Here is a 13,902-nt window from a genome sequence, read left to right as displayed (position 1 = left end):
GCAGCTCCTTCCAGGAATGGGGCAAGACTAGCGGATTGGACGCAGCCTGGTGCAGCAGATTCCATCCAGAACAGCGCTCTATTGCGATGGGTCAAGCAAGCGGATACCGATCGGCTAGAATGGCCACCTTGTTTCGACCGAGCCTGCCATGACACCCGCACAGCACCACGCCCAACTCGACTGGGATGACCAGGGTCGCCCGCGTTCGCGGGTGTTCGACGACGTGTACTTTTCCGACCAGTCGGGCCTGGAAGAAACCCGTTACGTGTTCCTTGAGCAGAACAACCTGGCCGAGCGCTTTGCTGCGCTGCCGGAGGACGGACGACTGGTGATTGGCGAAACCGGGTTCGGCACCGGCTTGAACTTCCTCTGCGCCTGGCAGCTGTTCGAGCAATGCGCCCCAGCCCGGGCGCGGCTGCATTTTGTCAGTGTCGAGAAATACCCCTTGAGCCCACAGGACCTGCGCCGGGCCCTGGCGCTATGGCCGCAGCTGGCCCTTCAGGCGGATCAATTGCTTGAGCAGTACGTCGCGATCCACCAGGGTTTCCAGCGCCTGACGTTGGCGGATGGACGGGTGACGCTGACCTTGTTGATCGGCGATGCCCTGGAGCAGTTGCCGCAGTTGGATGGGCAAGTCGACGCTTGGTTTCTGGACGGCTTTGCGCCGGCCAGGAACCCCGAGATGTGGACCGCCGAATTGTTCGCCGAGTTGGCACGGCTGGCGGCGCCCGGCGCCACCCTCAGCACCTTCACCAGCACCGGTTGGGTGCGGCGGTTGTTGAACGCGGCGGGTTTCAAGATGAAGCGCACGCCGGGCATCGGCCACAAATGGGAAATCCTGCGCGGTGTATTTCTCGGCTGGCCGGAGCAGGTACCGGCGCCGCTCACGGCGAAACCCTGGTACGCGCGCCCCGCTCCGTTGACCGGCGAGCGCCGGGCACTGGTGATCGGCGGCGGCCTGGCCGGTTGCGCCAGCGCGGCGAGCCTCGCCGCACGGGGCTGGCAGGTGACGCTGCTGGAACGTCATGCCGGATTGGCCGAGGAAGCCTCCGGCAACCCCCAGGGCGTGCTGTACCTCAAGCTTTCGGCCCACGGCACGGCGTTGTCGCAGATGATCCTCAGCGGTTTCGGCTACACCCGGCGCGTGCTGGAGCAGCTGCAACGCGGCGTTGACTGGGACGCTTGCGGAGTCTTGCAACTGGCCTTCAACCCCAAGGAAGCCGAGCGCCAGGCGCAGCTGGCCGAGGCATTTCCACAAGACTTGCTGCATTCGCTCGATCAGCCACAGGCCGAGTCACGGGCCGGCATCGGCCTGGCCTGTGGCGGTTTGTTCTATCCCGAAGGCGGCTGGGTCCATCCCCCGGCGCTGTGTCGCTGGCAAGCCTCGGGGCCGGCGATTGACGTGCAGCCCCATCATGAAGTGCTGCAACTGCGCCGGGTCGACGAGCAATGGCAGGCCTGGGACGGCGAACGTTGCCTGGCCAGCGCGCCCGTGGTGATCCTCGCCAGCGCCGCCGAAATCAAACGTTTCGAACCGGCCGCCGACTTGCCGCTCAAGCGCATTCGCGGGCAGATCACCCGTCTGCCCCAGACCGTCCGCAGCCAGGACCTGACGACCGTGGTGTGCGCCGAAGGCTACGTGGCCCCACCGCGACTGGGCGAGCACACCCTGGGCGCCAGTTTCGATTTCAAGAGCGACGACCTGACCCCTACCGCCGCCGAGCACGCCGGCAACCTGCAGATGCTGGAAGAAATCTCCCTGGACCTGGTGGATCGCCTCAACGCCAGCGAGCTGGATCCGCACCACCTCGAAGGCCGTGCGGCATTCCGTTGCACCAGCCCGGATTACCTGCCGATTGTCGGCCCGTTGGCTGACAGCCAGGCATTCATCGAAGCATATTCGGCCCTGCGCAAGGACGCTCGCCAAGTGCCGGACAGCCCCTGCCCGTGGTTCGATGGCCTGTACATCAACAGCGGCCACGGCTCCCGGGGCCTGATCACCGCGCCGCTGTCGGGCGAACTGATCGCCGCCTGGCTGGATAACGAACCCCTGCCACTGCCCCGAAGCGTGGCTGAGGCCTGCCATCCGAACCGGTTTGCGTTACGCGGGTTGATTCGGGGGAAGGCTTAGCACCGACTTCTTGAGACATGCCACAAACCCTGTGGGAGCGAGCTTGCTCGCGATAGCAGTGTGTCAGTCAACTCAGAGGCCAACTGATCCACCGCTATCGCGAGCAAGCTCGCTCCCACAAGGGGCCGCGCAACATTCAACCCAACCCCACCCGCCTGCTTATAACGCATCGATCTAAAACTCACAGCCATCCCCTCGGTCAGTTTCAGGGTACCCGCCATGTCGGCGCGTGCAGCTTGACCCCTCCCCAACGGAAAAACCGGTAAGGACTTATGTGCGGATTAGCTGGTGAGTTACGTTTCGATCAACAACCTGCGGACCTTGCGGCCGTAGAGCGAATTACCCATCACTTGGCCCCTCGCGGCCCTGACGCGTGGGGTTTTCATAGCCAGGGCCCGATTGCCCTGGGCCATCGACGCCTGAAAATCATGGACCTGTCCGACGGTTCGGCCCAACCCATGGTCGACAATCAGTTGGGCCTGTCACTGGCCTTCAACGGCGCGATCTACAACTACCCGGAACTGCGCGCCGAGCTCGAAGGCCTGGGCTACGCCTTCTATTCCGGTGGCGACACCGAAGTGCTGCTCAAGGGCTACCACGCCTGGGGCGAAGCGCTGTTGCCCAAGCTCAACGGCATGTTCGCCTTCGCCATCTGGGAACGCGATGCCAAGCGGTTGTTCATCGCCCGCGATCGCCTCGGCGTCAAGCCGCTGTACCTGTCGCGCACCGGCCAACGCTTGCGCTTCGCCTCAGCATTGCCGGCGCTGCTCAAGGGCGGTGACATCAGCCCGATGCTCGACCCGGTGGCCCTCAATCATTACCTGAATTTCCATGCGGTGGTCCCGGCACCACGCACCCTGCTGGCCGGCGTTGAAAAACTGCCACCCGCCACCTGGATGCGGATCGAAGCCGACGGTACCACCGAGCAGAAAACCTGGTGGACGCTGCCCTACGGCCCACGGGCCGATGAACAGAACCTGAACCTGGAAGACTGGATCGACCGCGTGCTCGACAGCACTCGCGAAGCCGTTGCCATTCGTCAGCGCGCCGCCGTGGATGTGGGTGTGCTGCTGTCCGGCGGCGTGGATTCGAGCATGCTGGTGGGGCTGTTGCGGGAAGTGGGTGTCGAGGACCTGTCGACCTTTTCAATCGGTTTCCAGGATGCCGGCGGCGAACGCGGTGACGAATTCCAGTATTCGGACCTGATCGCCAAACACTACGGCACCCGCCATCACCAATTGCGCATCGACGAAAAAGAAATCATCGAGCAATTGCCAGCGGCGTTTCGTGCCATGAGCGAGCCGATGGTCAGCCACGACTGCATCGCCTTCTACTTGTTGTCCCGGGAAGTGGCCAAGCACTGCAAAGTGGTGCAAAGCGGCCAGGGCGCCGACGAGCTATTCGCCGGCTATCACTGGTATCCGCAGGTGGACGGCGCCAGCGATCCATACGCGGCCTATCGCGCCGCTTTCTTCGATCGCAGCTACGAAGAATATGCCGCCACCGTGCAGCCTAAATGGCTGACCGCCAACGATGCCGCCGGTGACTTCGTCAAGGAGCATTTCGCCCAACCGGGGGCCGATGCTGCCGTGGACAAGGCGCTGCGCCTGGACAGCACGGTGATGCTGGTGGACGACCCGGTCAAGCGCGTCGACAACATGACCATGGCCTGGGGCCTGGAAGCGCGTACGCCGTTCCTCGACTATCGGCTGGTGGAACTCTCGGCGCGGGTCCCGGCGAAATTCAAGCTGCCCGACGGTGGCAAGCAGGTCCTCAAGGAGGCCGCCCGGCGGGTGATACCCAGCGAGGTCATCGACCGCAAGAAAGGCTATTTCCCGGTGCCGGGCCTCAAGCACCTGGAAGGCAATACCCTGGCCTGGGTCCGCGAACTGCTGCTGGATCCGAGCCAGGATCGCGGCCTGTTCAACCCGGCCATGCTCGACCGCCTGCTGACCGACCCCAACGGCCAGCTCACGCCGTTGCGCGGCTCGCGGCTGTGGCAACTGGCGGCGCTGAACCTGTGGCTCAGCGAGCAAGGAATCTGATTGATGAAACCTAATGCAACCGTTCACAACCAACGCCTTCTGCGCGGCCAGGCGCCGTCCTATGAGCGCCTGCAGGCACGCCTGGCCGAAGATGGCAGCGCATTGGGCGCGGACCCGATCGCGGTGCGTTGCGGCTGGGGCCGATTGCTGATCGGTCACACCTTCCCGGACCCGGCGAGCCTGGCCCAGGAACTGCTCAACGAACAGCCCGGCGAACGGGACATTGCCTTGTACGTCGCCGCGCCCCAGCAAGTGCTGGGGCTGGAACCGGCGCAACTGTTCCTCGATCCGTCCGACACCTTGCGCCTGTGGTTCAGCGACTATCGCCAGGCCACGCGGGTGTTTCGCGGTTTTCGGATTCGCCGGGCCCAGAACGAGGCCGACTGGCAAGCCATCAACCAGCTGTACCAGGCCCGAGGCATGTTGCCCATCGACCCGCACCGTTTGACCCCTCGACATGAGGGTGGCCCGGTGTACTGGCTGGCCGAAGATGACGACACTGGCGCGGTGATCGGCAGCGTCATGGGCCTGAACCACCAGAAAGCCTTCAACGATCCGGAAAACGGCAGCAGCCTTTGGTGCCTGGCCGTGGATCCGCAATGTTCACGCCCCGGCGTTGGCGAAGTGCTGGTGCGCCATCTCGTCGAGCACTTCATGAGCCGTGGCTTGAGTTACCTCGACCTCTCGGTCCTGCACGACAATCGGCTGGCGAAAAACCTCTACGCCAAACTCGGTTTCCGCAACCTGTCGACCTTCGCCATCAAGCGCAAGAACGGTATTAACCAGCCGCTGTTCCTGGGGCCTGGACCCGAGGCGTCGTTCAACCCGTATGCGCGAATCATTGTCGAGGAAGCGCACCGTCGGGGCATCGAAGTGCAGGTGGACGACGCCGAGGCCGGGTTATTCACCTTGGTCCACGGCAGCCGGCGGGTGCGTTGCCGCGAATCCTTGAGCGACCTGACCAGCGCTATCAGCATGACCTTGTGCCAGGACAAAAGCCTGACCCATAAGGTGCTGAAAAACGCCGGCCTGAACCTGCCGGCCCAGCAACTGGTGGGTAATGCCGACGACAACCTGGCGTTTCTCGATGAGCACGAGCGAGTGGTGGTCAAGCCGCTGGACGGTGAACAGGGCCAAGGCGTGGCGGTGGATTTGCGTACGATTGAAGAAGTGCAGAGCGCCATCGAAGCGGCCCGGCAGTTTGACAGCCGGGTGTTGTTGGAGAGCTTCCATGAAGGGCTCGACCTGCGAATCCTGGTGATCGGCTTCGAAGTGGTGGCCGCCGCGATACGCCGTCCGGCGGAGGTGATCGGCGATGGCCAGCACACCATCGGCGCACTGATCGAAGCCCAGAGCCGCCGACGACAAGCCGCCACGGGCGGGGAAAGCAAGATCCCGATGGACGCCGAGACCCAACGCACGCTGAGTGCAGCGGGGTTTGACTACGACAGCGTCCTGCCGGCCGGGAAACACCTGTTTGTAAGGCGTACGGCGAACCTTCATACCGGCGGTGTCCTGGAAGATGTCACGGGGATCCTTCATCCCACCCTCGCCGACGCGGCGGTACGCGCCGCCCGGGCGCTGGACATCCCCATGGTCGGCCTCGACTTGCTGGTGCCAGCGGCCGATCAGCCCGAGTACGTGTTCATCGAAGCCAACGAACGCGCCGGCCTGGCCAACCACGAACCGCAACCCACCGCCGAACGCTTTGTGGATCTGTTGTTTCCCCATAGCCAGGCGGTGGCCTAGTAGAGGTGTAGTGCCTGAACAGCCCCCATCGCGAGCAAGCTCGCTCCCACATGGGGTTTCTGGTGTTTACACATTTTGTGTTCACCGTAGGACCTCTGTGGGAGCGAGCTTGCTCGCGATGAGGCCAGTTCAGGCACCATCATTCAACAGTCGGACACTCTCATCGAAACCATCGATGTGCTCAACCCATCAGGAGTTTCCATGATCAGCAAAATTCCAGAACCGAATCTCGAATACCTACAAAAAGTCCTGCTGGAAATGCTCGCGATTCCCAGCCCTACCGGCTTCACCGACACCATCGTGCGCTACGTCGCCGAGCGGCTCGAAGAGCTGGGCATTCCTTTTGAAATGACCCGGCGCGGCACGATCCGCGCCACCCTCAAGGGCCGCAAGAGCAGCCCCGACCGAGCCGTGTCTGCCCACTTGGACACCATCGGCGCCTCCGTGCGAGCCATCAAGGACAACGGTCGCCTGACCCTGGCCCCGGTGGGTTGCTGGTCCAGTCGGTTTGCCGAGGGCAGCCGGGTCAGCCTGTTCACCGACACCGGGGTGATTCGTGGCAGCGTCCTGCCGTTGATGGCGTCCGGGCACGCGTTCAACACCGCGGTGGATGAAATGCCCATCAGTTGGGACCACATCGAACTGCGCCTGGACGCTTACTGCGCCACCCGCGCCGATTGCGAAACCCTGGGTGTCGGCATCGGCGATTACGTGGCCTTCGATCCCTTGCCGGAGTTCACCGAAAGCGGCCACATCAGCGCCCGGCACCTGGACGACAAGGCCGGGGTCGCGGCGCTGCTGGCGGCGCTCAAGGCGATTGTCGACAGTGGCGAAGAGCTGCTGATCGACTGTCACCCGTTGTTCACCATCACCGAGGAAACCGGCAGTGGTGCGGCAGCCGCGCTGCCTTGGGACGTCAGTGAGTTCGTCGGCATCGACATCGCGCCAGTCGCACCCGGCCAGCACTCAAGCGAACACACGGTCAGCGTGGCCATGCAGGACTCCGGTGGCCCCTACGACTATCATCTGTCGCGGCACTTGCTGAAACTGGCCAAGGAGAACGATCTGCCGGCCCGCCGTGACCTGTTCCGCTACTACTTCAGCGACGCCCATTCGGCCGTCACCGCCGGCCACGACATCCGCACCGCCCTGCTCGCCTTTGGCTGCGACGCCACCCACGGCTACGAACGCACCCACATCGACAGCCTGGCCGCCCTCAGCCGCTTGCTCGGCGCCTACATCCTCAGCCCACCGGTGTTCGCCAGCGACGCGCAACCGGCCCAGGGTTCGCTGGACCGCTTCAGTCACCAGATCGAACACGATACGCAGATGGAAAGCGATACCCGGGTGCCGTCGGTGGACAGCTTGATTGGGCAGCGGTCGGATAGCTGATCCAGCTAACAACATGGCTCGCGCGGGTGTATCGCAATCCAACTGTGGGAGCGGGCTTGCTCGCGAAGGCGTCGGTACATGCAGCGTTGATACAAACTGACCCACCGCTTTCGCGAGCAAGCCCGCTCCCACAAGGATGTGCAGTGACCGAAAGACCACAGGCTAGCCGCAAAAGCCCATTGGCCGTAGCATCGCGCTATTGTCTAGCCGAGGTACACCATGCTGATTCCCCACGACCAACTCGAAGTCGACACGCTCACCCGCCTGATCGAGGATTTCGTGACCCGCGACGGCACCGACAATGGCGACGACACGCCCCTGGAAACGCGGGTATTGCGGGTCAGACAGGCCTTGACCAAAGGCCAGGCGCTGATCGTCTTCGACCCCGACAGCGAGCAGTGTCAACTGATGCTCAAGCACGATGTGCCCAAGCATCTATTCGACTGAACACGCCTTGCGAGCGGCGTTGGCTTTTTTTCTCTGGATCTTTTCGTAAATCTCAAAGCGATGAACATCGATATGACGAGGCGCCTCCACGCCAAAACGCACGGTGCTGCCGCTGACCGACAGCACCCGGACGGAAATATCATCTCCGATGGAAATCAACTCACCCACTGCGCGGCTTAGTACAAGCATGGTTCTTATCCTTAAGATTGTCTGGACCTTGACCATGCCCGGCCTGTTTCGTGTTCTCAAGGCAGGCGCAAGAATTCAGTAAGCCCCTACAAGCAAAGCTCTGCCGACTGAAGGAAACTTCCTGCAAAACCTTGTCGAACCGCTTTTTTTCAAGAGGCCGAGAACCGCGGGCCGAACAGAATCACACTGGCCCCCAGCACACAGAGCGCTACACCGATCCAGTCGGAACCCAGCGGCCGCACGCGTTCAATCACCGCCAGCCAGCCGATCGAAGCAATGATATAGATACCACCGTAGGCGGCGTAGGCGCGACCGGCGTAGGTGGCTTCGATGCGAGTCAGCAACAGCGCGAACAGCGTGAGGCTAAGCAGCGCCGGGGCGATCCACCAAGCGCTCTTGCCCTGGCGCAGCCACATCCAGAAGGCATAGCAACCGGCGATTTCAAATAGCGCGGCGAGTAAGAACCACAGGTAATTGAGCATGGGAATGTCCATCAGGAAGGCCGAGTGGCGCCATCCTGAGGACACCGGGCACCCAGGTCAACTCGGGTTCTGTCGAGCCTTGGCGCGCATCTTGTCGGCCATGACGGTCATTTCGTCGTACAGCAACTGCGGGTTCTTTTGCTTGACCGCCCACGCCATCCGGCCCTGCTCATGGGGCAGGATCATGAACTGGCCCTCGGCGACCTGCTGGTAGATGTAGTCGGCGATGTCGGCGGCGCTGATCGGTGAGCTTTCCAGCAATTTGCCCACCTGGGCTTTCATGGCCGGGGTCGGGCCACGGAAGGAGTCCAGCAGATTGGTCTGGAAGAACGACGGGCATACCACGTGAACGCCGATCTCCTGCTGTGCCAGCTCGACCAGGAGGCTCTCCGACAATGCTACGACCCCAGCCTTGGCCACGTTGTAGTTGCTCATGGCCGGCCCCTGCATCAAGGCTGCCATAGAGGCGATGTTGATGATCTTGCCCCGGCTTTTCTCCAATAGCGGCAAGAACGCCTTGCAGCCCTTCACCACGCCCATCAGGTTAATCGCAATCTGCCAGTCCCAATCTTCCAGGGAGAGTTCGCTGAAGAACCCGCCCGAAGCCACGCCGGCGTTGTTGACGATAATGTCGATGCCGCCAAACTTCTCTTCACAGGCTTGGGCGAACGCGGTCAGTTGGCTGTAGTCGCGCACATCGCAACGCTGGACGAAGCCCTCGCCTCCGGCTTCTCGCACCAACTTGAGGGTTTCCTTAAGGCCAGGTTCACTGACATCCGACAGGGCCAGGCGCCAACCTTCACGGGCCCAGCGCAGCGCGATTTCGCGACCCAGGCCAGAGCCGGCACCGGTGATCATCATGCGATTTTGCATAGGAAACAGCCTTGTTGTTCCGGGAGAGATGGGCCGAGTGTAGCGAAGGACCTGGCCGGACCCACGCTCCATCAGAGTGCTGAATGGCGGGGGCAAACCGTAGGAAGTTTTGATTGAGAAATGCTTTTTGTGGGTCATGCCGAACGGGGAAAACCCCCTCTTCACAAACCGCGATAAGCAGGGCCTCTTCAAGCACTAAAAAACTTTGAATTTTTTACAGGACGTTACGGTCGGACATATTAAGCCGCCCGGATTTAACGCATGCGTGCTGGTAGTTGAAAGTTGCATCACTCCAGAACTGACCAATAAGGAAATCAACAATGGGCACAATACTCATCATTATCCTGATCCTCCTGCTGATCGGTGGCCTGCCGGTCTTCCCGCACTCCAGAAGTTGGGGTTACGGTCCATCCGGTATCATCGGTGTAGTGTTGGTGGTGCTGTTGGTCCTGCTATTACTGGGCAAGATATAAACCACTAAGCGAGCAAAAAAAAAGAGGCCTCTCCAGGCCTCTTTTTTTATGCTCGCCGAACCTCAGTCCGGCTTGCCGTCAACCACGCCGGCGGTGTTGTCCAACAGGCTTTTGGTGGCGGTCTGCAGGAATGATTCAAGCTTGAGTTTCATCTGCGCGAACTCCGGTGCGTCCGGGATGATTTCCGCATGCGGGTTGGCACCCAGTTCATAGCGGTACATCTTCGGCGCCATGTCCTTTTCCCTCGGCAGCACCAGGACAGTGTCCCCATGAAGGATCGCGGTGGTCTGGTCACTGCCCGACGGTTTGATCACACCAAAACCCGTGTCGCCTTCGGGCAGGTTCAACAGGTCGCGGCCCCAGCACTGGTTACGCACCTGGCCGCCGATGCGGCCCATGATGGTCGGAACGATATCGACCTGGGTCCCCACGGTGTGGCTGCGCTGGCCGAACTTTTCCTGGACGCCCGGACCGATCAGCAACATCGGTACATTGAAGCGGCCCAAGTCCATTTCGCTGATCTGGCGTTCGTTACCGAAACCATGATCGCCGACCACGACAAACAGCGTTTCCTTGAAGTAAGGCTCCTTGCGTGCTTTCTCGAAGAACTGCCCCAGCGCCCAATCGGAGTAGCGCATGGCGGTCAGGTGTTCGTTCAGGCTGCCACGGTCGGTGACCCGCTCCACTGGCAGCGGGGTCGGCAGTGCGTACGGCGTGTGGTTGGACAGGGTTTGCAGCAAGGCATAGAACGGCTTGCCGTTTTCCCGGGCCTTGAGCTCGATCAGGCCACGGTCGAACATGTCCTGGTCGGACACGCCCCAGGTCGGATCGGAGAACACCGGGTTCACGAAATCGTTACGCCCGATGAACGTGGTCATGCCCTGGCTGCTGAAGAAGCCGGACTGGTTGTCCCAGGCGAAATCGCCGTTGTAGACATACACGTCATCAAAGCCGCGTGGACTGAGCAATTGCGGCAAGCCCGACAGCTTGTGGCTGCCTTCCGGGGTCTGCATCAGGTATTCGAAACCCGGGAGGTTCGGGAAGCACGCCATGGTGGCGAACATGCCCTGGTGGGTGTGGGTACCGTTGGAGAAGAAGCGGTCGAACAACAGCCCTTCCTTGGACAGCTTGTCCAGGTAAGGCGTGATGTTGCCAGGCGCACCCAAGGCGCCCACCGAGTGGCCGGCCATGCTTTCCATGAGGATCACGACCACGTTCTTGATGGGCAGGGTCTTGTCGGCCGGTGGCGTGTAGTCGCGGCGCACGGCGGCAGTCTCGGTGTCCACCAGTTTGTCGTCGGGCATCACCAGCATGTCGCGCACGGTCTGTTGTGCCAACGGCTGCTCGAGGGTAGCCTTCCAGATGTTGTCACGGTCTTCGGACATCCGGCTCTTGGCCGCCGCCACCAGCGACAACGTACCGTTGAGCCCCAACTGGTTGGCGAAGTTCGAATCGGTGGTGTAGACGTCACCCCAACGCAGGGGCGGCCCTTGGCGCAGGGTGCCACGGGCGGCAGCCACTGCGACCAGCAGGCAAACCATGAACACCGCCACACGGCCGTACCACGGGGCGATCTGGCGCGTACCGATACTGCCGCCGCTGAAAGGCCCGCGCGGGCGAGTAGCGCGGTCGGCGCCCTTGAACGCCAGGCTCAGGATGAGCGTACCGCCGACCCAAGCCAGCAGGTAACGCACCACCGGGAAACCGTACCAGAGCATGCTCATCACGGTTTTCGGGTCTTCCTTCACATACTGGAAGACCAGGCCGTTGAGGCGCTGGTGAAATTCACGGTAGAAGTCCATCTCCATCAGGCCCAGGAACAGCGCGATGCTGGAGGTGACGGTCAGCCAGAGACGAAAGAAACCGCGGGCCGCCATGGCCCGGGCGCTGAACAATGCCAGCAGCAACGGAATGCTGAGGTAGACCACCAGGCGCAAGTCGAAACGCAGACCATTGGAGAACGCTTCAATGAAGGTCGCCGCCGGGGTGTCGAGGATCATTTCGCGGTTATAGACCAGCAGCGCCACGCGCAGCAGGCTGAACATGACCATCATCACCAGGGCACAAAGCAACGTGTAGGCCAGGTGCGATTTGACGGTCGGTTGCAGCAGGCGATGCGTGGTGCGCTGCTGACTCAGGGCGTCAGGAATTGCCATGTCGTTTGAGGACCTATTGGAGTTGAAGTGACAAAAAGAACAACGGCGCACCCTCTGTTGGCCAATGCCGGCCCCGGGGCTTGCGCGAGAGCGCAAATGTTGCACGAACGGCTAAGGCATTGCCATTAAATAACCGCCGGCGATAGAGCGCGGGAGATTGTCCGCAAGGTTTTGTGAAAAATTTGTCCAATGAACATCTGGAAACACAAAAGTACCCACTCATTCAAGCTGGGCACTGTTGTGGCGAGGGAGCTTGCTCCCGCTGGGCTGCGTAGCGGCCCCCTCCCTGGGTCCACTCAGAAACAACTGCGTAGCTGTCCAGGGTTTGGGGCCGCTGCGCGACCCAGCGGGAGCAAGCTCCCTCGCCACATAGGCTCTGCGCCACATGAGCTTCCTTGCCACAGCAAAAAGTCAGTCGTTACTTGGCTTGTTGATCGCCTGCAACACGTATTGCGGCATGGCGAACGCACCGATGTGAACCTCGGGGTTGTAGTAACGGGTGACGATGCCGCTGCCGATGAACCGCTCGCGCAGGGTCTCGCGGGACAGCTTGCGATAGGCCGTGTCGGTCGAGCCCCAGGCAAAAGTCATGGCGCCGCCGATGTAGGTCGGCACGGCGGCCTGGTAGAAATGCCAATCGGCAAACAGGCCACGCAGGCGTCCGGCAGTGGTCTGTACTTCGCCCAGTTGCATGAACGGCGTGCCGTTCTGGGTCACCAGGATGCCGCCTTCGTTCAGGCAGCGATGGCAGGCCTGGTAGAAGTTCTCCGAAAACAACACTTCACCGGGGCCGATCGGGTCGGTGGAGTCGGAAATGATGACGTCGAATTTCTCCTGGGTGGTGGAGACGAACCGCATGCCGTCGTCGATCACCAGGTTCAGGCGCGGGTCGTCGTAGGCCCCCTTGGAGTGGTTGGGCAGGAACGTTTTGCACATGTCCACCACGGTGCCGTCGATTTCCACCATGGTGATGTGCTCGACGCCGACGTGTTTGGTCACTTCACGCAACATGCCGCCGTCGCCGCCACCGATGATCAGCACCCGCTTGGCCGCGCCGTGGGCGAGGATAGGCACGTGGGTCAGCATCTCGTGGTAGATGAACTCGTCGGCTTCGGTGGTCTGGATCACACCGTCCAGCGCCATCACCCGGCCCATGCGCGGGTTCTCGAAGATCACCAGGTGCTGGTGCTCGGTGCGCACTTCGTGCAGCAGCTTGTCCATGCGAAAGCGCTGGCCGTAGCCTTCGTAGAGGGTTTCCAGGTAGTCGCCGGTCGGGGTAGTCGTCATGGTCAGGTGCTCCGATAAATACGCGGTTGGCCGATGAAGGCTCGCAAAGGCGCGCATTCTACGACGACGGACATGACAGGTCGAACCTTGACTGCCGAACTCGGTCCCTGTGGCGAGGGAGCTTGCTCCCGCTGGGCTGCGAAGCGGCCCCCTCTATGGGTTCACTCTGAACCAACTGGGTAACTGGCTAGGATTGGGGCCGCTGCGCGCCCCAGCGGGAGCAAGCTCCCTCGCCACAAGGGCTCATCACCCCTTGTTAGTGAAACTGCCGCCCCAACCCACCCGGTACGCCTTCGATGGTGGTTTCTTCCCACGGACCGTTCGGGCTGACAGAGCGGCTCCAGCCATTGTTCCAACGGTAGTAGGTGCGCTGGCGATAGAAGGTGTTGGGCTGGTTATCCAGCACATAGACCCCAAGCTTGGCATCCCAATGACTGTTGCCACCTGGCGGCGGGGCGAAACTGGCGGAGGTGCGAGGCACCGGTTTGGCCGGCTTGTTCGGGGTAACAGGCTTGCCCGGCGGAGTCGAAGGGGCCGGCTTGGTGGTCGGGCCCGAAGGTGGAATGGGTGGCAGCGGCGCCGAAGGCTCCGGCGGGCGCTGGACCGCACAAGCGCTCAAGCCCAGGACGAGGGTGAGCAGGGTGATACGAGCGATGGCGGTCATGGTGCGAATTCCTG

General features: G+C 62.0%; 12 protein-coding genes. 6 read left to right on the top strand and 6 right to left on the bottom strand.

From position 1 onward, the window contains the following. Window positions 1-148: 148 nt before the first annotated feature. From mnmC to CD58_RS08170, 5 genes are all read left to right on the top strand, one after another. A complete protein-coding gene (gene mnmC, locus CD58_RS08190; RefSeq protein ID WP_025212543.1) occupies window positions 149-2,131 on the top strand; it encodes a bifunctional tRNA (5-methylaminomethyl-2-thiouridine)(34)-methyltransferase MnmD/FAD-dependent 5-carboxymethylaminomethyl-2-thiouridine(34) oxidoreductase MnmC in 1,983 nt (660 codons plus the stop codon). 272 nt (window positions 2,132-2,403) lie between these two features. Further along, window positions 2,404-4,176: an N-acetylglutaminylglutamine amidotransferase gene (locus CD58_RS08185; RefSeq protein WP_025212542.1), complete on the top strand. Its 1,773-nt coding sequence runs from the start codon at window positions 2,404-2,406 to the stop codon at window positions 4,174-4,176. A 3-nt stretch (window positions 4,177-4,179) separates the two neighbouring features. Continuing rightward, window positions 4,180-5,925 (top strand): N-acetylglutaminylglutamine synthetase, encoded by a 1,746-nt coding sequence (ngg, locus tag CD58_RS08180; RefSeq protein ID WP_025212541.1) that lies wholly within the window; start codon window positions 4,180-4,182, stop codon window positions 5,923-5,925. Between the two features lie 201 nt (window positions 5,926-6,126). Continuing rightward, on the top strand, window positions 6,127-7,317 hold the full coding sequence (locus tag CD58_RS08175; protein WP_025212540.1) for an osmoprotectant NAGGN system M42 family peptidase: 1,191 nt from the start codon (window positions 6,127-6,129) through the stop codon (window positions 7,315-7,317). A 219-nt stretch (window positions 7,318-7,536) separates the two neighbouring features. Continuing rightward, entirely contained in the window at window positions 7,537-7,764 is a 228-nt protein-coding gene (locus CD58_RS08170; RefSeq protein ID WP_025212539.1) for a YheU family protein, read from the top strand. Here CD58_RS08170 and csrA read toward each other — a convergent pair. From csrA to CD58_RS08155, 3 genes are all read right to left on the bottom strand, one after another. Then, a complete protein-coding gene (csrA, locus tag CD58_RS08165; RefSeq protein WP_025212538.1) occupies window positions 7,753-7,953 on the bottom strand; it encodes a carbon storage regulator CsrA in 201 nt (66 codons plus the stop codon). The two genes, CD58_RS08170 and csrA, sit on opposite strands and share 12 nt — an antisense overlap. A 149-nt stretch (window positions 7,954-8,102) precedes the next feature. Further along, window positions 8,103-8,435, bottom strand: a complete 333-nt coding sequence (locus CD58_RS08160) for a YnfA family protein (protein WP_025212537.1) — start codon at window positions 8,433-8,435, stop codon at window positions 8,103-8,105. Window positions 8,436-8,492: 57 nt separating this feature from the next. Continuing rightward, window positions 8,493-9,308 (bottom strand): SDR family oxidoreductase, encoded by an 816-nt coding sequence (locus CD58_RS08155; RefSeq protein WP_025212536.1) that lies wholly within the window; start codon window positions 9,306-9,308, stop codon window positions 8,493-8,495. Between the two features lie 320 nt (window positions 9,309-9,628). Between CD58_RS08155 and CD58_RS29085 the strand changes: the two genes are divergently transcribed. Continuing rightward, complete coding sequence (locus CD58_RS29085; RefSeq protein WP_003183939.1) at window positions 9,629-9,781, top strand: DUF3309 family protein; 153 nt, start codon at window positions 9,629-9,631, stop codon at window positions 9,779-9,781. A gap of 62 nt (window positions 9,782-9,843) precedes the next feature. Here CD58_RS29085 and CD58_RS08145 read toward each other — a convergent pair whose 3' ends face one another. The 3 genes from CD58_RS08145 to CD58_RS08135 all read right to left on the bottom strand — a co-directional run bounded on the left by CD58_RS08145 (window position 9,844) and on the right by CD58_RS08135 (window position 13,888). Beyond that, entirely contained in the window at window positions 9,844-11,937 is a 2,094-nt protein-coding gene (locus tag CD58_RS08145) for an LTA synthase family protein (RefSeq protein WP_025212535.1), read from the bottom strand. Window positions 11,938-12,348: 411 nt separating this feature from the next. Next, window positions 12,349-13,224, bottom strand: coding sequence for a polyamine aminopropyltransferase (gene speE / locus CD58_RS08140; protein WP_025212534.1), 876 nt, complete (start codon window positions 13,222-13,224; stop codon window positions 12,349-12,351). Window positions 13,225-13,480: 256 nt separating this feature from the next. Further along, window positions 13,481-13,888 (bottom strand): hypothetical protein, encoded by a 408-nt coding sequence (locus CD58_RS08135; RefSeq protein WP_025212533.1) that lies wholly within the window; start codon window positions 13,886-13,888, stop codon window positions 13,481-13,483. Window positions 13,889-13,902 lie beyond the last annotated feature (14 nt).

Origin of the sequence: Pseudomonas brassicacearum (assembly GCF_000585995.1) — a bacterium.
Taxonomy (GTDB): domain Bacteria; phylum Pseudomonadota; class Gammaproteobacteria; order Pseudomonadales; family Pseudomonadaceae; genus Aquipseudomonas; species Aquipseudomonas brassicacearum_A.
This window is presented reverse-complemented; position numbering and strand designations above follow the sequence as displayed.

Excerpts from the sequence above, each read along its gene's own strand:
- mnmC (WP_025212543.1), top strand. The coding sequence starts at position 149 with ATGACACCCGCACAGCACCACGCCCAACTCGACTGGGATGACCAGGGT.
- CD58_RS08185 (WP_025212542.1), top strand. The coding sequence starts at position 2,404 with ATGTGCGGATTAGCTGGTGAGTTACGTTTCGATCAACAACCTGCGGAC.
- ngg (WP_025212541.1), top strand. The coding sequence starts at position 4,180 with ATGAAACCTAATGCAACCGTTCACAACCAACGCCTTCTGCGCGGCCAG.
- CD58_RS08175 (WP_025212540.1), top strand. The coding sequence starts at position 6,127 with ATGATCAGCAAAATTCCAGAACCGAATCTCGAATACCTACAAAAAGTC.
- CD58_RS08170 (WP_025212539.1), top strand. The coding sequence starts at position 7,537 with ATGCTGATTCCCCACGACCAACTCGAAGTCGACACGCTCACCCGCCTG.
- csrA (WP_025212538.1), bottom strand. The coding sequence starts at position 7,953 with ATGCTTGTACTAAGCCGCGCAGTGGGTGAGTTGATTTCCATCGGAGAT.
- CD58_RS08160 (WP_025212537.1), bottom strand. The coding sequence starts at position 8,435 with ATGCTCAATTACCTGTGGTTCTTACTCGCCGCGCTATTTGAAATCGCC.
- CD58_RS08155 (WP_025212536.1), bottom strand. The coding sequence starts at position 9,308 with ATGCAAAATCGCATGATGATCACCGGTGCCGGCTCTGGCCTGGGTCGC.
- CD58_RS29085 (WP_003183939.1), top strand. The coding sequence starts at position 9,629 with ATGGGCACAATACTCATCATTATCCTGATCCTCCTGCTGATCGGTGGC.
- CD58_RS08145 (WP_025212535.1), bottom strand. The coding sequence starts at position 11,937 with ATGGCAATTCCTGACGCCCTGAGTCAGCAGCGCACCACGCATCGCCTG.
- speE (WP_025212534.1), bottom strand. The coding sequence starts at position 13,224 with ATGACGACTACCCCGACCGGCGACTACCTGGAAACCCTCTACGAAGGC.
- CD58_RS08135 (WP_025212533.1), bottom strand. The coding sequence starts at position 13,888 with ATGACCGCCATCGCTCGTATCACCCTGCTCACCCTCGTCCTGGGCTTG.